The organism is Novosphingobium sp. THN1 (assembly GCF_003454795.1).
Lineage (GTDB): Bacteria > Pseudomonadota > Alphaproteobacteria > Sphingomonadales > Sphingomonadaceae > Novosphingobium.
On record NZ_CP028347.1, the window covers coordinates 2015707 to 2036890 of the forward strand.

General features: G+C 64.6%; 14 protein-coding genes, 1 tRNA gene, 1 pseudogene and 1 riboswitch. Of the genes and pseudogenes, 7 read left to right on the plus strand and 9 right to left on the minus strand.

The genetic code is table 11. From position 1 onward, the window contains the following. Positions 1–23: 23 nt before the first annotated feature. The 5 genes from C7W88_RS10075 to C7W88_RS10095 form a co-directional block, all read right to left on the minus strand. The gene (locus tag C7W88_RS10075; RefSeq protein ID WP_118073433.1) at positions 24–2876 is read right to left on the minus strand and encodes a 2-oxoglutarate dehydrogenase E1 component; all 2853 of its coding nucleotides are present in this window, start codon (positions 2874–2876) and stop codon (positions 24–26) included. A gap of 217 nt (positions 2877–3093) precedes the next feature. Further along, positions 3094–3978 (minus strand): succinate--CoA ligase subunit alpha, encoded by an 885-nt coding sequence (gene sucD, locus C7W88_RS10080; protein WP_062343955.1) that lies wholly within the window; start codon positions 3976–3978, stop codon positions 3094–3096. 64 nt (positions 3979–4042) lie between these two features. After that, the gene (gene mdh / locus C7W88_RS10085) at positions 4043–5005 is read right to left on the minus strand and encodes a malate dehydrogenase (protein ID WP_118073434.1); all 963 of its coding nucleotides are present in this window, start codon (positions 5003–5005) and stop codon (positions 4043–4045) included. Positions 5006–5339: 334 nt separating this feature from the next. Next, complete coding sequence (locus C7W88_RS10090) at positions 5340–5651, minus strand: hypothetical protein (RefSeq protein ID WP_118073435.1); 312 nt, start codon at positions 5649–5651, stop codon at positions 5340–5342. Between the two features lie 424 nt (positions 5652–6075). Further along, positions 6076–7248 carry a cell wall hydrolase gene (locus tag C7W88_RS10095; RefSeq protein WP_118073436.1) on the minus strand — a complete coding sequence of 391 codons (1173 nt, stop codon included), beginning with the start codon at positions 7246–7248 and terminating at the stop codon, positions 6076–6078. Between the two features lie 355 nt (positions 7249–7603). Next, a riboswitch (cobalamin riboswitch) is annotated at positions 7604–7805 on the plus strand. A 68-nt stretch (positions 7806–7873) separates the two neighbouring features. Here C7W88_RS10095 and C7W88_RS10100 point away from each other — a divergent pair. From C7W88_RS10100 to C7W88_RS10115, 4 genes and pseudogenes are all read left to right on the plus strand, one after another. Further along, positions 7874–9817, plus strand: a complete 1944-nt coding sequence (locus C7W88_RS10100) for a TonB-dependent siderophore receptor (protein ID WP_240344531.1) — start codon at positions 7874–7876, stop codon at positions 9815–9817. 64 nt (positions 9818–9881) lie between these two features. Then, complete coding sequence (locus tag C7W88_RS10105; protein WP_240344532.1) at positions 9882–10766, plus strand: ABC transporter substrate-binding protein; 885 nt, start codon at positions 9882–9884, stop codon at positions 10764–10766. Continuing rightward, positions 10763–11724 (plus strand): annotated as a pseudogene (locus C7W88_RS10110) (FecCD family ABC transporter permease). The gene C7W88_RS10105 and the pseudogene C7W88_RS10110 overlap by 4 nt, the downstream one beginning before the upstream one ends. Next, positions 11721–12455, plus strand: coding sequence for an ABC transporter ATP-binding protein (locus C7W88_RS10115; protein ID WP_205525159.1), 735 nt, complete (start codon positions 11721–11723; stop codon positions 12453–12455). The pseudogene C7W88_RS10110 and the gene C7W88_RS10115 overlap by 4 nt, the downstream one beginning before the upstream one ends. 7 nt (positions 12456–12462) lie before the next feature. On the opposite strand, the gene C7W88_RS10120 is transcribed toward C7W88_RS10115, so the two are convergent. After that, positions 12463–12660: a hypothetical protein gene (locus C7W88_RS10120; protein ID WP_118073438.1), complete on the minus strand. Its 198-nt coding sequence runs from the start codon at positions 12658–12660 to the stop codon at positions 12463–12465. 263 nt (positions 12661–12923) lie between these two features. Between C7W88_RS10120 and C7W88_RS10125 the strand changes: the two genes are divergently transcribed. Together C7W88_RS10125 and C7W88_RS22645 are read left to right on the plus strand one after the other, a co-directional pair. Next, entirely contained in the window at positions 12924–13817 is an 894-nt protein-coding gene (locus C7W88_RS10125; protein ID WP_162895987.1) for a transferrin-binding protein-like solute binding protein, read from the plus strand. A gap of 417 nt (positions 13818–14234) precedes the next feature. Then, positions 14235–15794 (plus strand): transferrin-binding protein-like solute binding protein, encoded by a 1560-nt coding sequence (locus tag C7W88_RS22645; RefSeq protein WP_162895988.1) that lies wholly within the window; start codon positions 14235–14237, stop codon positions 15792–15794. 16 nt (positions 15795–15810) lie between these two features. Here C7W88_RS22645 and C7W88_RS10135 read toward each other — a convergent pair whose 3' ends face one another. Beyond that, on the minus strand, positions 15811–16182 hold the full coding sequence (locus C7W88_RS10135) for a hypothetical protein (RefSeq protein WP_240344533.1): 372 nt from the start codon (positions 16180–16182) through the stop codon (positions 15811–15813). Positions 16183–16421: 239 nt separating this feature from the next. On the opposite strand from C7W88_RS10135, the gene uvrA reads away from it, so the two are divergent. Then, positions 16422–19319: an excinuclease ABC subunit UvrA gene (uvrA, locus tag C7W88_RS10140; RefSeq protein ID WP_118073440.1), complete on the plus strand. Its 2898-nt coding sequence runs from the start codon at positions 16422–16424 to the stop codon at positions 19317–19319. Between the two features lie 458 nt (positions 19320–19777). Here the strand turns inward: uvrA and C7W88_RS10150 are convergent. Then, positions 19778–19852: transfer RNA gene (locus C7W88_RS10150), tRNA-Met, on the minus strand. 78 nt (positions 19853–19930) lie between these two features. Further along, a complete protein-coding gene (locus tag C7W88_RS10155; protein ID WP_205525160.1) occupies positions 19931–21088 on the minus strand; it encodes an AIPR family protein in 1158 nt (385 codons plus the stop codon). Positions 21089–21184: the final 96 nt, after the last annotated feature.

Genomic DNA, 21184 nt, shown 5'->3' on the forward strand with positions numbered 1-21184 from the left:
ATGTTCCTCGGGGAGAAGGAAAATCAGTTCTTCTTCTGACGGCGGATCTCGCCACGTACCGAAAGGCCCAGCGCGTCGGCCACCAGCGCGCCCTGCTCGCTGGCATGGCGGCTGGCGAGGCCCGTGGCGGGCGACGCCGCCGCAGCACGACCGGCATAGCGGGCGCGGGCAACCTTGCTCTTGGCCGCCTTGAGCGATTCCTCGATCATCGGCTCGACAAAGAACCACGAACCGTTGTTGCGCGGCTCTTCCTGGCACCACACCACTTCCTCGAGGTTGGTCATGCGCGAAAGGCGCAGGGCCAGCGGCTCGCCGGGGAAGGGATAGAGCTGCTCGAGGCGGATGATCTGCGTGTCGGTAATCCCGGCCGCATCGCGCGCTTCGATCAGGTCATAGGCGACCTTGCCCGAACACAGGATGACCTTGCGGGTGTCCTTGTCCGCTGCCGGATTGATGTCCGACAGGATGCGCATGAAGTGGCTTTCGCCCACGAAGTCCGAAGCGACCGACTTTGCCAACGGGTGGCGCAGCAGGCTCTTGGGCGTCATGATGATCAGCGGCTTGCGGAACGGGCGGTGCATCTGCCGGCGCAGCACGTGGAAGTAGTTGGCCGGCGTGGTGATGTTGCACACCTGGATGTTGTCTTCGGCGCAAAGCTGCAGATAGCGCTCCATGCGTGCCGAGGAATGCTCCGGACCCTGTCCTTCGTACCCGTGCGGCAGCAGCATGACGAGGCCATTGGCGCGCAGCCACTTCGCTTCGGATGCGGCGATGTACTGGTCGATCACGATCTGCGCGCCGTTGGCGAAGTCGCCGAACTGCGCTTCCCACAGCACCAGGCTCTTCGGGTCCGCGCTGGCATAGCCATACTCGAAGCCGAGCACGCCATATTCCGAAAGCGTCGAATCCAGCACCTCGAACGTGCCGTGCGGCAGCGTTTTGAGCGGCACGTACTTGCGTTCGTCCTTCTGGTCGACCCACACCGCGTGACGCTGGCTGAAGGTGCCGCGGCCGCAGTCCTGTCCGGACAGACGCACGCCATAGCCCTCGGACACGAGGCTGCCGAACGCCAGCGCTTCGCCGGTTGCCCAGTCGAAGCCCTGGCCCGAGCTGAACATCTCGCGCTTGGCATCGATCACGCGACCCAGCGTCTTGTGGACGGTGAGGTCCTCAGGCACGGTGGTCAGCGTGCGGCCGAGGCTGTCGAACAGCTTCTGGTCGATGCCGGTGCCGACGTTGCGGCGCGCGGTCACAGGGTCTGCCGGCTTGTTGAAGCCCGACCAGCGGCCGCCGAACCAGTCGGCTTCATTGGCCTTGTAGCCCTTGGCCGCCTCGAACTCGGTCTCGAGCGTCGCCACGAAGTGGCTCTCGATCTCGCCCTTGTAGTTGGCATCGATCACGCCTTCGCCAACCAGGCGCTTGGCGTAGATGTCGCTGACGCCCGGGTGCTGACGGATCTTGGCGTACATCAGCGGCTGGGTGAACGAAGGCTCGTCGCCCTCGTTGTGGCCGAAGCGACGATAGCACCACATGTCGACCACGATGTCGCGGCCGAACTTCTGACGGTAGTCGATCGCCAGCTTGCAGGCGAAGGTCACTGCTTCCGGATCGTCGCCGTTCACGTGCAGGATCGGCGCCTGCACGCCCTTGGCCACGTCCGAGGGGTACGGAGACCCGCGCGAGAACTGGGGCGAGGTGGTGAAGCCGATCTGGTTGTTGATGATGAAGTGGATGCAGCCACCGGTGTTGTAGCCGCGTACGCCCGAAAGGCCGAAGCACTCCCACACGATGCCTTGGCCGGCAAAGGCCGCGTCACCGTGGATCAGGACGGGCAGCACCTGCTTGTGGCGCGCGTTAGGCCCCACGTCGTCACCGATATCGTCGCGGAACACCTGCTGCGCACGCACCTTGCCGAGCACGATCGGGTCGACCGTTTCGAGGTGCGACGGGTTGGGCACCAGGCTCATGTGCACCTTGGTCCCGTCGAACTCGCGGTCGGTCGAGGTGCCGAGGTGGTACTTCACGTCGCCCGAACCGCCGACGTCCTCGGGGTTGGCCGAGCCACCCGAGAATTCGTGGAAGATCACGCGGTAGGGCTTGGCCATCACGTTGGCGAGCACGTTAAGGCGGCCGCGGTGGGCCATGCCGTAGACGATTTCCTTGACGCCCAGCTGGCCGCCGTACTTGATCACCGCTTCCAGCGCCGGGATCATCGATTCCCCGCCGTCGAGGCCGAAGCGCTTGGTGCCGACGTACTTCTTGCCGAGGAACTTCTCGTACTGCTCGCCGCGCACCACGGCGGCGAGGATCGCCTTCTTGCCGTTGGGGGTGAAGTCGACCGACTTGTCGCCGCCTTCGATGCGATCCTGGATGAAGCGGCGCTCCTCCACGTCGGCAATATGCATGTATTCGAAGCCGATGTGCCCGCAGTAGTTTGCGCGCAGGATCGCGACGAGTTCGTTGACGGTCGCCCATTCAAGGCCGAGCGCACCACCCAGATAGACCTTGCGGGTCATGTCGGCGGCGGTAAAGCCATGGTACTCGGGCGAAATGTCGGCCGGGAGCTTCTGGCGGGCAAGGCCAAGCGGGTCGAGATCGGCGGCTAGATGCCCGCGCACGCGATAGGTGCGGATCAGCATCATCGCGCGGATCGAATCCATCGCCGCCTGCTGCAGCGCCGCTTCGTCGAGCGCGACGCCGCCCTTCTTGGCTGCCTTCTCGATGACGAGCTTGAGCGCCATCGGGTCCATCGCCTGGGTCAGGTCGTCGCCTGCCGCGGCATCGGTGATCGGCCAGCGCTTGTTGGCCCACGAAGGGCCGGGCTGCGGACCTTCCTGAGCCGGATCCACGTCGAAATCGTGCAGTTCAGAACCCATCATCAACTCCTGGTCCCCCGGGGAGGTTGGGGGCTTCGGACATTTTCCGCTCCACTCTCGCAGAGCCGACCCTTCCAGCGCGCACCTCGCAAGGCTTGCGCAAAAATCCGTAACGACGGCAGGCCGCTTCCGTTGCGGGGGCCTACCTGAAAAACTTCAAGCATCCGCCCGGTGGCACCTTACGCAAGGTAACCTATCCGGGCGGTAGCTTTTGACGTCAGCCCTTCAGCACTTCGGCCAGCGTTTCACCCAGCAGGCTGGGCGAGGCGGAGACCTTGATGCCGGCGGCTTCCATCGCCGCGATCTTGCTTTCGGCGTCGCCCTTGCCGCCCGAGACGATGGCGCCGGCGTGGCCCATGCGGCGGCCCGGAGGCGCGGTGCGGCCCGCGATGAAGCCGGCCATCGGCTTCTTGCGGCCACGCTTGGCCTCGTCGATCAGGAACTGCGCGGCCTGCTCCTCGGCATCGCCGCCGATCTCGCCGATCATGATGATCGACTTGGTCGCCTCGTCGGCCAGGAACAGTTCGAGCACGTCGATGAAGTTGGTGCCGTTGACCGGGTCGCCGCCGATGCCGACAGCCGTGGTCTGGCCAAGGCCGATGGCCGAGGTCTGGAACACCGCTTCATAGGTCAGCGTGCCCGAGCGCGAGACCACGCCGACCGAGCCTTCCTTGAAGATCGAACCGGGCATGATGCCGATCTTGCACTGGTTCGGCGTCAGCACGCCGGGGCAGTTCGGACCGATCAGGCGGCTCTTCGAACCCGACAGCGCGCGCTTGACCTTGACCATGTCGAGCACGGGAACGCCCTCGGTGATCGCCACGATCAGTTCCATCTCGGCATCGATCGCCTCGAGGATGGCGTCGGCGCAGCCCGAAGGCGGCACGTAGACGCACGAAGCGGTTGCGCCGGTCACCGCCTTGGCCTCTGCCACGGTGTCGAACTGCGGCAGGCCGATGTGGGTGGTGCCGCCCTTGCCGGGCGTCACGCCGCCAACCATCTGCGTACCGTAATCAAGCGCAGCCTGCGTGTGGAAGCTGCCGGTCTTGCCGGTCATCCCCTGCGTGATGACCTTGGTGTTCTTGTCGACGAGAATGGACATCAATTACTCCGGAACGTCAGGCGCTTGCGCCCCCGCTCAGGCGAGGACGCAGATCCGTGTCAGCTCAAGCCAGCGAGTTGTCGATGCCCTTGCAGGCTTCCAGCAGTTCCTTGACCGCGTCGACCGAGACCTGAAGGTTCGACTTGGCTTCGGCGTCGAGTTCGATCTCGATCACCTGCTCCACGCCGCCTGCACCGATCATCACCGGCACGCCGACATAGAGGCCGTCAACGCCGTACTGGCCATCGACGTAGGCAGCGCAAGGCAGGATGCGCTTCTGGTCGTTGAGATAAGCTTCGGCCATGGCGATGCCCGAGGCGGCCGGAGCGTAGAACGCCGAGCCGGTCTTGAGCAGGCCGACGATCTCGCCGCCGCCCGAACGCGTGCGCTGCACGATCGCGTCGATCTTTTCCTGCGTCGACAGGCCCATCTTGACGAGGTCGGGCACCGGAATGCCGTTGACCGTCGAGTACTGGGTGACGGGCACCATGGTGTCGCCGTGGCCGCCGAGCACGAAGGTGTTCACGTCGCGGATCGAGACGCCGAATTCCCATGCCAGGAACGTGCTGAAGCGTGCCGAGTCCAGCACGCCGGCCATGCCGACGACCTTGTTGTGCGGAAGGCCGGAGAATTCGCGCAGCGCCCACACCATCGCGTCGAGCGGGTTGGTGATGCAGATGACGAAAGCGTCGGGCGCGTTGTCGCGGATGCCTTCGCCGACGGCCTTCATCACCTTGAGGTTGATGCCGAGCAGGTCATCGCGGCTCATGCCGGGCTTGCGGGCAACACCGGCGGTCACGATGATCACGTCGGCGCCGGCAATGTCGGCATAGTCGTTGGTGCCGGTGATCTTGGCGTCGAAGCCTTCGACCGGGCCGCACTGCGACAGGTCGAGCGCCTTGCCCTGCGGCACGCCTTCGACCACGTCGAACAGGACGATGTCACCCAGTTCCTTCTGGGCGGCGAGGTGGGCGAGGGTGCCCCCGATGTTGCCTGCGCCGATAAGCGCGATCTTCTTGCGTGCCATGCTCTACGGTCCTTTCCCGTTCGCGGGGACAAGCATACAAATGCCAGCAGAGCTTTCGCCCAGGTCCCTCCCGTGCCCCGCGAGACAGGAAGGTTCTGGCAGAATGACTCGCGCCCTAGGCCTGTGCGCAGACGAATGCAACCGCGAAAACCCGCTATATCCGGGGTTTTTGTGATATCAGTTCGCAATAGCAAGATGGCTTCGAAACTGCCCGCCAGTCGGTCAGCGAGCCGAAGATTTATAAGGCAATACGCAAGCAATCTGCAGCAAAAAAGCCCCGGCGTTTCCACCGGGGCTTACCTTTGCTTTTCCTCTCCGCAAACCCGGGTGCGGATCAGCTGCGCTTGCGCTTCAGGAAGTCGCGCGCCATCCGCCGGTTGAGCGTCGCGCAGACCTCGACCCAGAATTCCACGCGGCCCGGTTCGCCGCTGCGCTCAGCGATCACCGCAGCATCACGTGCACGCGCCGCCGCCGAGAAGCCATGCGCCGCAAACAGCCGCAATGCGGTATCGAGCGCCTCGTCCTGACAGATCGAGCCTGGCCCTGAGCCTGCCCCATTATCGTTTACCGCCCGCAGGTGCCGCGCCTGGATCTTTCGCGAAAGACAGGGGGAAATGATGCCGTAACGGGGCGCAAAACGCAGCATGGTGCCTCAACTCTCTGACGGCGCCGGGGACAATCGGTGCCGTTCTCCACGACCCCGCCCTAGACCCACCAGCGCTAAGAGTGTGTGTGACGACACGGTAAAGGAACGAATAACCATCCGTCCTGAAACGGTTTTGCGACGGATTGAGAACACGCAACCAGACCCTCCGCGTTTCTCCGCAGGACAAACGGGGATGGGGACCGCCCGCGAAGCGAGTGGTGGAGGGGTGTGTGCAGGCTGTGAGCGTTGAATTGTTCACGCAGAGACGCAGAGGAGAAAAAGGACACGCAGAGAAGATAGCTGCGGCAAAGCCGCTTCACGGTTCCCATTTGAAGACCGGCACATCGGTTCGCGCGCGACGCTCCTCCGCGTCTCGCTTCTTCCTCCGCGCCTCTGCGTGAACCATTCAAAGGCTTGGAAGCTCTCAAGCCCCCGGCTGCGCAATCCACTTGTTGGCGTTCTCATACCCCGGCAGCACCGAACCGCTGCCGGAAACCGGCGCGCTGGTCGCACCCGCCTTCACGCCTGGCAGCACCTGCGGCCGGACAAGGCTCTGCTGCGCCGCAGCCTGCGGGACCGCCGCTACCGGAGCAACCGTCGCCGCAGCAACTGGCGCCACGATCCGCCCTTCCTCGAACGCCTTCTCCAGCGCCAGCGGATCGGCAATGTCGACAGGCGAGGGCGTCCATGTGCGCGGATGCGGCGCGGCCAGCGGCTCGCCGCCGAAGTACCGCGCCGTAAACGCCGCCGGACGCCCTGCAGCGCCGGCCCAGCGATAGAAGCGGTGCGCCCCGATCGTGCCGATGAACGAAAGACTCGGCGCCCAGTAGGGATGCACCGCCGTCGTATGATAATGCGTCGCCAGCCCGACCGGCGCATAGACGTATCCGGCCAGCGCATCGGCCGCCACGCGCCGCGCCCGGTCCCAGAACGCCTTCATCGGCTTCCTCGCCAGCGAGCCATCGCACGCGAACGAGAACTGGCAGCCCGGCCGCTCCGACCCCTGGTAGACCACGCCGCATACCGTGTTTGGCCAGGCCGGATGCGCCACGCGGTTCAGCACCACCTGCGCCACCGCGCGTTGCCCCGCATCAGGCTCGCTCGCCGCCTCGTAATAGATCGCCGAAGTCAGGCACTGCAGCGCCCGCCAGCGATCCTCGCTCGATCCCGCCGCCGAGACTGGACGCGCCGACAGGATCTCGGCATCCGAATGGCTCTTGTCCCACTGCGCTTGCGCCTCGGTCGGCGCTATCATCCCGCTGTCGCTGGTGTCGAGCCAGTAGAACGCCGAGCCCGGAAAGCTGTCACCCCCGCGCTCGAACGGTTGCAGGCCCGCCATCTGGGCGCGCGCGACAGCCGCTTGAACGCCGCCCGGTTCGCCCCACCCGGTCGGCCCGAGCAGCAGCCCCAGCACGCCGAACATAGCCACGCCGCCCAGCCGCTGCCGCATCAGCGAAGGCGCGCGCAAGGCCTTGCGGATCGAGCGCATGTCCCGGCGCCGGATCCGCGCCGCAAAATCGCGCGGGCGCTGCTCGCCATTAGCCGTCGCTGCCACGCCGGGCAGTTCGATCGGGCGATAGGCAAGCTCGAGAGGCATGGGGCTGGGCAGAATCCTGAAAATCCTCAATTGCGCTAACCTTTTGCGCGCCCTCGCGCACGGCCGCTTTTCCCGCTGTCCCGATGCGGCACAAGCTCCTGCCATCCGGTTAACTGGCAAGCTCACGGCCTGGCGCTCAAATCGGAAAACCTCACGCAAAGACGCGAAGACGCAAAGGGGTCGTGCGCGGCCGCAGGCAATGCTCTTGGATAATCGCCGCAGGAGGTGATGGCTGTCCTATCAAACCTGCGCGGCATCTTCGCGTCTTTGCGGCTTTGCGTGAGAATGAATTGGGCAGCAAACCTGCCCCGAAGTACGTAGTTCCTCTTGCAGCGCAGCAAAGTTCCCGCTAGTTCCCCGCGCCGACGCCAACGGTGCCCGGTAACACGGGCTAAGAGGGAAGCCGGTTCAAATCCGGCGCTGCCCCCGCAACTGTAACCGGAGAGCGCGCTGTCCAGTGATGCCACTGGTGCCGGATTCGATCCCCGGCGCTGGGAAGGCGGGCAGCGGGCGATGACCCGGGAGCCAGGAAACCTGCCGATGGTAGTCGTTCCGCGGCCGGGCGGGGTGAACCGGGCGCACGCGACGAGGCGCGCCAGATTCATGGCCCAGCGCACCTCTCGCCATGGACGGCATCAACCGTTCGTGGCCGGAGTTGCGTCCTGTGAAGAAGTACCTGCTTTCCGTTTCTGCCCCCGTATTTTTTGGCGCTTTTGCCGTGCCTGCCTTTGCACAAGGCGCCGATGATGTCGTCGTCGCAGACTACAAGGTTGATCCGGCATCGATCACCGTCATCGCCACCGGCAGCGAAACTGCCCTGAGCAAGACCGGCCAGCCCGTCACCGTCATCACCGCCGACGAAATCCAGTCGATCCAAGGGCCAGACATCACCCGCGTTCTCGAACGCGTCCCCGGCATCACCATCACTCGCAACGGTGGCCCCGGCAGCTTCACCGGCGTGCGCCTGCGCGGTTCTGACGCCGAGCAGGTTCTCGTCCTCGTCGATGGCGTCCGCCTCGAAGACGTCTCAGCTCCGTCGGGTGGCTTCGATTTCGGCACGCTGACTCCGGGCGGCGTCGAGCGCATCGACGTCCTGCGCGGCTCCAACTCCATCGTCTGGGGCTCTGCGGCCATCGGCGGCGTGATCGCCGTGCAGTCGCGCGATCTCAACGGCGTTGAAGCCAGCGCCGAGCTCGGCGCCAACGACAGTTACCTCGCCGATGCCGCAGCCGGTCTTTCAGGCGATTTCGGCGCGCTCACCCTCAACGGCGGCTACAGCCGCAGCGACGGCGTCTCGACTGCAGCGGTCGGCAGCGAGCCCGACGGCTTCCGCCAGTGGCGCGTCGGGGGCCGGGGCCGCGTCAACCTCTCGCAGGATCTCGCCATCGTCGCCACCGCCCGCTACGCCGACACCCGCACCGACATCGACGGTTTCGGCCCGCCGACCTACCTCGTCTTCGGCGATACTCCCGAATACCAGACCACCCGCCAGGCCTCGGGCCGCGTCGGGCTGCGCTACACCGGCAGCGATCTCACGCTCAACACCGGCTTCGCCATCTCCGACACCAAGCGCGACTACTATGACCCGACCTTCGGCACCGACCCGTCCTACGGCTACAAGGGCCGCTCGGAGCGCGTCGACCTGACCGGCCGCCTCAACCTTCCGGCCAGCTTCACCCTCGATTTCGGCGGCGACAGCGAATGGACCCGCTTCTCCAGCACCTTCGATGCGCCAGCCAAGGCGAACCTGACCAGCGGCCACGCCCTGCTCGGCTGGAGCACCGACCGCGCCAGCCTCGCCGCCGGCGTTCGCGTCGACGACCACAGCCGCTTCGGCACGGCATGGACCTTCGGCGCCAACGGCTCGTTCAGCATCACTCCGGAACTGCGCCTGCGCGCCAGCTACGGTGAAGGCTTCAAGGCCCCCACGCTCTACCAGTTGCTTTCGAACTACGGCAACGCCGCGCTCAACCCCGAACGCAGCAAGAGCTATGACGCCGGACTCGAATGGGGCGCGCCCTATGGCAAGCTCCACGCCGCCGTCACCGTCTTCCGTCGCGACAGCCGCAACCTGATCACCTTCGTCTCCTGCGCCAGCCTGAACGCCTGCGCCACGCGCCCCTACGGCCTTTACGACAATGTCGGCTTCGCCCGTGCACAGGGCGTCGAAGCCGAACTCGGCGCCCGCCCTACCGATACGCTGCACCTGCAGGCCGCCTATACCTATCTCGAAACCGAGAACCGCACGCGCGGCACCGCGAACTTCGGCAAGGATCTCGCCCGTCGTCCGGCTCATGCGCTGACCCTGTCGAGCGACTGGACATCACCGCTCGCCGGGCTCACCCTCGGTGCCGATCTGCGCCTCGTGGGAGACAGCTTTGACAACGCGTCGAACACCCGCCGCCTCGATGGCTACGCGCTGACCACCGTGCGCGCGAGCTTCCCCCTTACCGAGAAGGTAGAACTCTACGGCCGTGTCGAGAACGTGTTCGACGTGAACTACCAGACCGTCGCCGATTACGGCACCTGGGGTCGCTCTGCCTACATCGGCATTCGCGCGCGGTACTGATGCAACGGCTTGCGCCACAAGCAAAAGCTCTTCGCCCCATCCTCGCTCGAGGATGGGGCCGGGGGTGGTCTTGCTCGCAGCGTCCCTTACCGCCAGCTGCATCCCCCAAGGCAAGGCCACTCCCGGATCTCGCGCGGTCGCGCACCCCACCATCGTCAGCCTCAATCCCTGCACCGACGCGATCCTCGCCGAAGTGGCAGACCCGGCGCAGATCCTCGCCATCTCGCACTACAGCAAGGACCCGCGCTCCGCCTCGATGGACGCGCGCCTCGCCAGCGCGCTGCCCGCAACGCGTGGCACGGTCGAGGAAGTCCTCGCCCTCAAGCCCGATCTCGTCCTTGGCAGCACGTTCATCGATCCCGCCACCGCCAGCGCCTACCAGCGCCTCGGCCTGCGGCTTGAAACGCTGGGCATGGCCAGCACCATCCAGGCCAGCCGCGACCAGATCCGCCAGATCGCCGCGCTGTCCGGACACCCGGATCGCGGCGAGGCGCTGATCGCCCGCATAGACTCCGCACTCGCCGAGGCCGCCCCGCCGCCGGGCGCAAGGTCCATCCAGACCGTCGTCTGGCAATCCGGCGGCATGGTCCCCGGCGACGGCACCCTCATCGCCGACCTCCTGCGCAGCACCGGCTACACCAACTTCGCCGCCGCGCGCGGTCTTGGCCAAGCCGATCTCCTCCCGCTCGAGAAGATGCTCGCCGACCCGCCAGAACTGATCCTCGTCGCCAGGCAGACCGCCGAGACAGGGAAGGGCGACGACCGCGTCCTCAGCCACCCCGCGCTCAGGGCGCTGCGCAGCACCCAGCGCGCCACCCTGAATCCCAAACTTCTATACTGCGGCGGCCCCACCATGATCGCCGCCGCCCAAAGGCTGGCGCAAGTCCGCAATTCTTCCCCGGCACGGGGAGGGGGACCATCGCAGATGGTGGAGGGGCACTCGCGATGACCCGCCCCGTCATCGTTCTCACAGCCGCCCTCGCGCTCGCCCTCCCGCTCTCGCTCCTCGCCGGACAGGTGTGGATAGACCCGTTCGGCCCCCGGTCCCCAACGCCACCGCGATCCTCATGGAACTGCGCCTGCCCCGCGCGCTCCTCGCCCTGACGCTTGGCGCCGGCCTGGGCGCCGCCGGTGCAGCCATGCAAGGCTACTTGCGCAACCCGTTGGCTGATCCCGGCCTGTTCGGCATCGCTCCCGCTGCGGCCCTCGGCGCGGTCCTCTCCTTCTACACCGGCCACGAAACACAGGCCCTCACGCTGCCGCTCTTCGCGCTGACCGGAGCCGCCGGAGCCATGGCCCTGCTTGCCCTGATCGCCGGGCGCAGCGGCGGCATCGCCCTGTTCACGCTGGCGGGCATGATGATCGCCAGCCTCGCCGGCGCCATGACCAGCCTCGCCATCAGCCTCTCGCCCAATCCCTTCGCCCTGTCCGAGATCGTCACCTGGCTGATGGGCGCTCTGGCCGATCGCGGCTGGCACGAAGTGCGGCTTGCCGCGCCGCTCACCGTGCTGGGCCTCGCCGCCCTCTGGCGCGCCGCCCCCGCGCTCGATGCATTGGCGCTCGGTGAGGCCGCCGCCCGCTCGCTCGGGGTCGAGCCTGTGCGCCTGCTTGGCGTGATGATCGTCGCCATCGGCCTGATCGTCGGCAGCGGCGTCGCGGTTGCCGGCATGATCGGTTTCGTCGGCCTGATGGTTCCGCACTTCGTCCGCCCGTTCACCGACCAGCGCCCTTCGGCGACCCTGCTCCCATCGGCCCTTGCCGGAGCGCTGCTGCTGCTCGTCGCCGATTGCCTGTGCCGGGTGCTTCCGCTGCAAGGCGGCGAACTGCGGCTCGGCATCGCGCTCAGCCTTGCCGGCGCCCCCTTCTTCCTGCGCCTGCTCCTCAAGCTGCGGCGGGAACTGGCATGATGCTCGAAGCACTCGGTGTCTCTATCCCGCACCGCCTGCATGGCGTGACCGCGCAACTGCGCGCAGGCGGTGTCACTGCCATTGTCGGCCCGAACGGCGCAGGCAAGTCCACGCTGCTCGCCGCGCTTGCCGGCCTGATCGAGCCTGCCACCGGCACCGTCACCCTTGCCAGCCAGCCGCTTGCGCAGATGCTCGCGCAGGAGCGAGCGCGCCGCATCGGCTACCTTCCGCAATCGGGTGAGGTTGCGTGGAACCTCGCGGTCCGCACGCTTGTCAGCCTCGGCCGCTTGCCGCACCGCGCCAGCCCTGCAGAGGATGCCGAAGCCGTCGCGCAAGCCATCACGACGATGCAGCTCGAACCGCTGGCCCATCGCGCGCTTTCCACCCTGTCAGGCGGCGAGCGCGCCCGCGCTTTGCTTGCCCGCGTCCTTGCTACGCAGCCGCACTGGATTCTCGCGGACGAACCGCTGGCCGCGCTCGATCTTGCCCACCAGCAAGCCTTGATCCGCACCTTGCGCGGGCGTGCGGAAGAGGGCCGGGGAGTCGTACTCGTCGTCCACGATCTCGCTCTGGCAATGAATCACGCCGATTACGTCGTCGTGCTCGATGGCGGCCGCGTCGCCGCACAGGGCAAGCCGCGTGATGCTCTCTCGCAAGAGGTCATCGCCCGCGTCTGGAATCTCGATGCACGCTGGCTGGGTGAGCCCGGCCACATGGCGCTGGCGATGTAGAAAGGTCTTACGCCGCGGTCGGGGCGATCTGGTCGTTCTCGTGCCGATGCTCGGTCATTGCCGCTGCGAAGTCGGCCGCGAAATGGGCGGCAAAGCTTTCCCGCACCCGCATCGAAATTGCCGGGCGGTCCTCACGCGCGCGCGCGCTGCGGCAGAACAGGCTCTGCGCAGGCGGATTGGCTGGAACTGTAGTGTCGGCGCTCATGCTTGGTGGCCCTGAAACCCTAACTTTGGTTAGCAGGCCCTAGCAAAGTTTCGTCACGCGCGATTGTATGGTTTCGACAAAGTTACGTAGTTTACCGACGAAATTCGGCCCCAGCATGGCGATCATGCACCTTTGCGCACGCAGGGATTGTGATAAAAATCACATGCTTGCCCTGCCTTTACGTTCGCACCCGTAAGGGTTTGCTTCTAGTGCTTGTCATCAGGCTGCCCGGAATGGAGATTCGGGCAGCAACAGAGGGCAACATGATCACAACGCTGCGCAACGCTACCGTCACGCTTTCGCTCGCAACCCTGCTGGCCTCATGCGGTGGCGGCGATGGCGGTGGCATGGCATCCACGCCTCCGCCGGTCACCTACAAGACGCTCGCTGAATTGACCGGCGACCAGACCTTCCAGTCGGGCGGTATCACCGGTGTACCCGTCGGCCCGGAACTCAGGAACGAAAGCACGCTTGCTTTCGGCCAGGGCGTGGAGATCAAGTATTTCGCGGCGACCGATACCTATAATCTCAACAACGGCAGCGGCCTTGTCGTCGAATTCACCCCGGCCAACGTGACCCAGGAGAACGATACCACGGTCACCTGGCAGAAGCCCAGCGGCAATGGCAACCTCGATGTCCTGTCCATCTCCAGTCCCAGCGTGAACGGCGTCAAGCTCAGCTATACCCTGCTCGGAAACTGGACGCATTTCCAGCCGGGCGCAGAACGGAGCTACGGTCTGGTCGGCGGCGTGCCCACGCAGGCGTCCGACGTTCCGCGCAGCGGCAGCGCCACCTATTCCACGCAAGTCGTAGGGCTCGCGGCCAGGAACGGACAACCCTATGTCCTGTTCGGAGAGTCCACCGGCACGTTCTCGGCCAACTTCGGCAGCAATTCGGTCAACACCAGCCTCGCCCTTGCCGGAAAGCTGCCCGGCAGTTCGACCGTGACCCAGATCGGCAACTACGACGGCACCGGCACGATCAGCAGTTCCGGCCCGGGCTTCACCGGCACGCTGTCGGGAAGCAACGCATCGGGCGCGTTCAGCGGTGCCTTCTTCGGCCCGCGCGGGGTCGAGGCCGGCTACACCTTCTTCCTCAACGGCACCACCGACACCACACTCAGCGTCCAGGGCGCCCTCTTCGGCAAGAAGAACTGAGCACGACCACTTCCCCCCTCCCGCAGGCGGGAGGGGCAGGGGTGGGCATTTGTTCTTTGGCCCCGTTTCCATCTCAACAAGCCTTTGAGAATGTGACAAAGATCACATATTTGAGCCAAATAGACGTTCGCGATTATCATCGCTTCCGGCTATTTCTTCATCCGAATTGGTGTTCGAATATAGGGATTCGGACCAGAAACTGGGGCAACCGTGAACCGCAAGATTTTCGCCGCAACGGCCGCCACGACGCTTGCCCTCCTGCTGGCCTCGTGCGGCGGCGGTAGTGGCGGCGGTGTGAGCAGCACGCCAACGCCGGTTCCGACACCCACACCCACACCCACACCCACACCCACACCCACGCCTGCCCCAACCCCGACACCCACCCCTACACCTACGCCCACGCCTGCAAACACCTCGTTGAACGATCTCAAGGTTTCGGAATCGTTCGCTAATGTTGCGGCGAAGTTGCAGACCGTGGTGAGTTCTGACACGGGCCAGACTACTCAGGCCAGCGCGGCCAAGACGCCCCTTTCTATCTCATACGACGGAGCAACCGGCGGCTATCGCATCTCTGGCGACGGGGTAAACCAGTCCTTCGCGCGATCGGATGTGATCGCTTCCGGGCTTCGTCAGGTCGAGTTTCGCAAGGAGACGGGCAACGCATCGGAAAGCCTGTTCCTGACAAGCAACTCCGGCGGAACTTGCTGCAGTTATGTTGGCGGCGGCCTCTACGAGAAACTGATAAACGGTTCTGGCCAGGTGTCTGCCACCGATCTGGCCTTCACCTACGGCTACCCATCGCGCCCATCGCAAGTACCGACGACCGGCAAGGCGCTTTTTGGCACTTTCCTGTTCGGCACGCTGGTCACGGATACGGCGTACCGGCTCAGAGGATCCGGCGTCGTCGTTGTTGACTTTGCGACAGGGCAGATCCGGACGCAGGGGCTGGCTCGCCAGACGCGTGTCTACGATAATGCCGATCAGGAAGGTCCCGAATGGGCCGGTAGTTCGCGCATCAGTTCCGGATCAAGCAGCTTTGATGGCGACTTCACCCTCGGCGGTGTTTCAGCAAAATGGGAGGGCGCATTTTATGGCCCGAGCGGCAACGAAGTCGGGGCCACCTTCTACGGGCAGTCGCCTGACAGCCGCGCCGCTTTCGCCGGCTTCATGATTGGCAAAGCCGGACCGACAGCCGAACTCTACCGGTTCATACCTGACCTTCCCTACGATGTGCTGTTCGAGACACAGGGCGCCAAAGTGCAGTTTCGCGTTGCAGACGGCTCATACACCTACAAGCCCGGCTCGTCGGAACAGGTCAGCCTCGCTGCAAAGGACATTGTTTCGGCCGAGTCTGACGCGCGCTACACAATATACCGCAAGATTGTCGCTGATGGGACAGAGCAGCTCAAGCTGTTCAATCCCGGTGGCGCCAATCCCGATATCAAGCTGTCCTATACGACCTTCGGCAATTTCTTGAAGACCATAGCGTCCGGGGCGGGCACGATCGAACAATCGTATTTCGCGGTGATGGGCGTTACCGGTCCTACCATCCTCGACAGCCCCCGGAACGGCAGGGCAACCTACAATGCCCAGATATATGGCGATGCCATGGCCGGGCTCAGCCCTCAGGTCCGGAAGGATTTGAGGGGGGCAGCCACGTTTATCGTGAACTTTGATGCCAGCACCTTCGAAGGCTCGATGTTGCCGATCTTGATCAATCGCACCTCCGGGCAATCACTGGCATACGATCCCATACTCTTTACAAGCGGCTTCGCTTCAGGCCGCAGCTTCCTGTCGGATCTTTCTCAGAACAACGCGAAGGTGGGCTCTATGTCCGGGCTCTTTTATGGGCCGGATGGCGTTGAACTGGGCGGACAGTTCCAGTTCCGCATCACAGACGTTCACTTCAAGGATTCGTCCGGCTTCAATCCGGTTCTGTCGGCGCAAGGGGTAGTCGTGGGCAAACTCGTGCCGTGAACGCCTCGAGCCACGCTCACCGCGCGCAGTATTCGTAGCGCCCGGCCCGGCACGCCGCCACCGCGCGGCGCCATTCGGCCATGCGCTGCTCGTAATCGTCCTGGGCTTGCGCATAGGCGCGGTCGGCGTCACGTCCTGCACGGCCATTGCGGGCGTCATGCTCGCGCCACGCCGCCCAACCTTCTGCATAGCGGGCATCGCGTTCGCGCACGCGGGCGAGTTCCTGCTGGTTCAATTTGCGGATGATCGCGCGGTCGCGTTCGCGCGCCGCCTGCGTGCGCATCTGCGGGTCATAGGGATCGTCCGCCAGCGCCACGCCCGGCAAGGCCACAACCCCAAGCGCCAGCGCGCTGCACATCGTCCGTACGTCCATTGCCTTGACCCTCATGTTCTGCGGCCTTGATCGCCTTGCGCGCGCATTGCCACAATCCACCTTGCGCCGAACCGTTTGCGGCCGGTCGCAGCGCTCGCGCGGTTCATCGCGGCACCGTGGGGCAGGGCAGGGCGGCTCCCCCAAAGCCCATATTGCACCGCGTCCTCCCGCTCCCCACATGGCCAGGATTGCCGGGCCTTCTCCCATGCCCGAATCCCTTGCGAAACCCGAACAAATATGGAACACCGCCGCGCATGTCCTTGACCACCATTTCCGTCCGCGGCGCCCGTGAACACAACCTCAAGGGGATCGACGTCGATCTCCCGCGTGACAGCCTGATCGTCATCACCGGCCTGTCCGGCTCGGGCAAGTCGAGCCTCGCGTTCGACACGATCTATGCCGAGGGCCAGCGCCGCTACGTGGAATCGCTGTCGGCCTATGCGCGCCAGTTCCTTGAGATGATGCAGAAGCCCGATGTCGAACATATCGACGGCCTCTCGCCCGCCATCTCGATCGAGCAGAAGACCACCAGTCGCAACCCGCGCTCCACCGTGGCGACGGTGACCGAGGTCTATGACTACATGCGCCTGCTCTGGGCGCGCATCGGCATTCCCTACAGCCCCGCCACCGGTGAGCCGATTTCCGCGCAGACCGTGTCGCAGATGGTCGATCGCGTCATGGCCCTGCCCGAAGGCACCCGCGCCTATCTGCTCGCCCCCGTCGTGCGCGGCCGCAAGGGCGAATACCGCCGCGAGCTCGCCGAATGGCAGAAGGCCGGCTACACCCGCGTCCGCATCAACGGCGAGATCATGCCGATCGAGGATGCCCCCGCGCTCGACAAGAAATTGAAGCACGACATCGAGGTTGTGGTGGACCGCATCGCCGTGCGTGACGGCATCCAGACCCGCCTGGCCGACAGCTTCGAACAGGCGCTCAAGCTGGCCGACGGCCTCGCCTACGTCGATCTCGCCGATGGCGTCGTCCCCGGCCGCGAAGAGGAAGCGGACGCCAAGGGCAAGAAGGGAGCGATGAAGAAGACGGGCCTCCCCGCCAACCGCATCGTCTTCTCCGAAAAGTTCGCCTGCCCGGTCAGCGGCTTCACCATCGAATCCATCGAACCGCGCCTGTTCTCGTTCAACGCCCCCCAGGGCGCTTGCCCGGCCTGCGACGGCCTTGGCGAAAAGCTCCTGTTCGATCCGCAGCTCGTCGTCCCGAACGAAAACCTCTCCTTGAAGCAGGGCGCCGTCGTCCCCTGGGCGAAGAGCAACCCGCCGTCGCCCTATTACATGCAGGTCCTCGCCAGCCTCGCGGGCCACTTCGGCTTCAGCCTCGATACGCCGTGGGACGCGCTTCCGGCCGAGGTCAAGATCGTCATCCTCTATGGCACCGCCGGCAAGGCCGTGCCCCTGACCTTCATCGACGGCAAGAAGTCCTACACCGTCAACAAGGCCTTCGAAGGCGTGATCGGCAACCTCAACCGCCGCATGCTGCAGACCGAAAGCGCCTGGATGCGCGAGGAGCTGGGCAAGTTCCAGACCGCGCAACCGTGCGAGACTTGCGAAGGCAAGCGCCTCAAGCCCGAGGCGCTGTCGGTCAAGGTCGCGGGCCGCGATATCTCCTCGGTCACCCGCCTCTCCGTCGCCGCCGCGGTCGAATGGTACGCCAATCTCGACAGCCAGCTCACCAGCCAGCAGAGCCAGATCGCCCGCGCCATCCTCAAGGAAATCAACGAGCGCCTCGGCTTCCTCAACAACGTCGGCCTCGATTACCTCAACCTCGATCGCACCTCCGGCACCCTATCGGGCGGCGAAAGCCAGCGCATCCGCCTCGCCAGCCAGATCGGCTCGGGCCTCTCGGGCGTGCTCTACGTGCTCGACGAACCCTCCATCGGCCTCCACCAGCGCGACAACGACCGCCTGCTCGAAACCCTCAAGCGCCTGCGCGATCTCGGCAACACCGTGATCGTGGTCGAGCATGACGAGGACGCCATCCGCACCGCCGACCATGTGGTCGATCTCGGCCCCGGCGCGGGCGTCCACGGCGGCGAGATCGTCGCGCAGGGCACCTTGGACGATATCCTGTCCAACCCCAACAGCCTCACCGGCCAGTACCTCACCGGCGCGCGCAGGATCGAAGTCCCCAAGGTCCGCCGCAAGGGCAACGGCCTGTTCATCGGCGTCGAGGGTGCGCGCGCCAACAACCTCCAGAACGTCAGCGCGAAAATCCCCTTGGGCACCTTCACCTGCGTCACCGGCGTTTCAGGCTCGGGCAAGTCGAGCTTCACCATCGACACGCTCCACGCCGTCGCCGCCCGCACGCTCAACGGCGCGCGCGTCATCGCCGGCGCCCACGATCGCGTCACCGGGCTCGAGAACTGCGACAAGGTGATCGAAATCGACCAGTCGCCCATCGGCCGCACCCCCAGGTCCAACCCCGCTACCTACACCGGCGCATTCACCCTGATCCGTGACTGGTTCGCCGGCCTGCCCGAAAGCGCCGCGCGCGGCTACAAGGCCGGCCGCTTCAGCTTCAACGTCAAGGGTGGCCGCTGCGAGAAGTGCCAGGGCGATGGCCTGATCAAGATCGAGATGCACTTCCTGCCCGACGTCTACGTGACCTGCGAGGAGTGCGACGGCAAGCGCTACAACCGCGAAACGCTCGAGGTGAAGTTCAAGGGCCACTCCATCGCCGACGTGCTCGACATGACGATCGAGGATGCCGAGGAGTTCTTCAAGGCCGTGCCCCCGATCCGGGACCGGATGCACATGCTCAATGAAGTGGGCCTGGGCTACGTCAAGGTCGGCCAGCAGGCGACGACGCTGTCAGGCGGCGAGGCGCAGCGCGTCAAGCTCGCCAAGGAACTCGCCCGCCGCAGCACCGGGCAGACGCTCTACATCCTCGACGAGCCCACAACCGGCCTCCATTTCGAAGACGTGCGCAAGCTCCTCGAAGTCCTCCACCGCCTCGTCGAACAGGGCAACAGCGTCGTCGTGATTGAACACAACCTCGACGTGATCAAGACCGCCGACTGGATCATCGACCTCGGCCCCGAAGGCGGCGTCCGCGGCGGCGAGATCGTCGCGGAGGGCACGCCCGAACAGGTGGCGAAGAACCCCCGCAGCTTCACCGGCCAATACATGGCCCCCTGCTGAAACGCTGACCCCAAAAGCCCTCTCCCCTTCAGGGGAGAGGGTTGGGAGAGGGGGCCGCAAAGCGGCTGACGGAAGTGCCGGAATTTCCGCCCCGGCCTGTCCCCGCGAAGGCGGGGAGGGAGGGGGGACCATCCGCAGGATGGTGGAGGGGCACCCCAGTTCCTCCCCGTCGCGGGGAGGGGGACCATCCGCAGGATGGTGGAGGGGCACCCTCGCAACACGACCAGCTCGAAATGCAAACCCCGTCACCCTGAACGCGGCTCAGGGTCCATCTCTCCCCACATGCGGAGGCCCAATCGGCAAAATGGATCCTGAACCAAGTTCAGCATGACGAAGCAAGTGGTGACCACCCCGCAACCCTTCTCCCTGGATGGGGGAAGGATACAAAGGCTTTGCAGCTCGTCTGCCTGGCCGAAGTTGGAAGCGGGTGAGAAAAACGCCATCCCGAAAACCCGGAATGGTACCGGCGACAGGATTCGAACCTGCAACCCGGCCCTCATGAGGGGCTTGCTCTACCGTTGAGCTAAACCGGCCTGCAAAAAAGCGGTCAGCGTATCAATCGGGAGCACTTTAAATGCGGGCGGCCAAGTATGACCGCCCACTTCTTTTTGTCAGGCTGCGAGGCGCGCAATCAGGCTCGTCACCTGAATGAGGTGCGAGTAGCAAGCCTTACTCTTGCCCATGGTCTGTGGGTTGTGATCGGCCATTTCCTTGTATGCTTGATCAGCCGCACGGATCAGTTCGTCGTCGGTCATCACTTTTGGTGCTTGAATCGACCAACGCACACCGTCATGCTTGATGAAGACTGAGTTCGCGGCGATGATTGGGAAGATAAGCCCATCAGGCACTTCCTTCACAGTCCGGTTCTCGCGTTCGATGGAACGGATTCCAGTGCCGATAAACCCTTGATGCGACTTCCACTTGAGATAGAGGCCCCAAGCAATCGGCGCAATGTCCAAGAAGCACTCGTAAACTTCGGTATTCTCGGGTTCCTCGACCATTCGCTGGAACATCTTCAAGCAACGGGTCTTCTGGCTGTAGGAGAACACCTTGTTTTCAGGGTCCGCTTGTGCACCGAACTTCTGCATCATCGACGCAGGTAGCAATGCGAACGTCACTTGTATCAGCTTCTCGGTGTCGAGGCTGCCGCCCGTGTCGTTTTGGTCACTCTCGGACTTCTGCAACTGCGTTCCCGGAAACACCGCTTCCATGCGTTGCTCGAGTTCGTCGAGTTGGCCACGACGGCCCGCAATGGACAAAGCCCGCACATCGTTCTGGAAGTTACGCGCGATGGAAATGTCCGCAATCAAGTCATCGTCGTCGGTCACGATGATCTCGAACCGGATACTCGGTTCGATGTAGTCAGCGTTGAACGTCTTAGTGAAGAAGCGCCGAAGTTCACCTTGGGTCTGCGATCCATTGATGATGCTTGGCTTGAGCAAGGTCATCTGTCTTGACTTGTCGTCGACTTCGGCATCGCGCGCAACAATCACGATTCCACCATTGAGAATCGAAAACAACTCGGTGTTGGATTCCAAGGTCTTGCGGATGGCTTGGTGAACGAGCGTCGGAGACTTCTTCTGCTTGCCCTTGGCCTCGACCAAGTACTCGCGGACGTTCTCGTTGTCTTCGAGTTCGAGAACGGAACGGGCGGGTGCGGTTCCAGAATAGACTTTGCGGCCCGCTGCCATGTCTTCAGGCGAACTGATGTTCCGGCAGTTGTGATAAGGGAACGCGAAAAGGTTCGCGGCTGTGCTTACAGACGTCATAATAGTACCTCTTATTTCCGCTGTCCGCCACCAATAGGCGCGCCCACCTGGACGACCTCGACGAGACAACAGAGTTAAAATGTCAGCGGTGCGGTA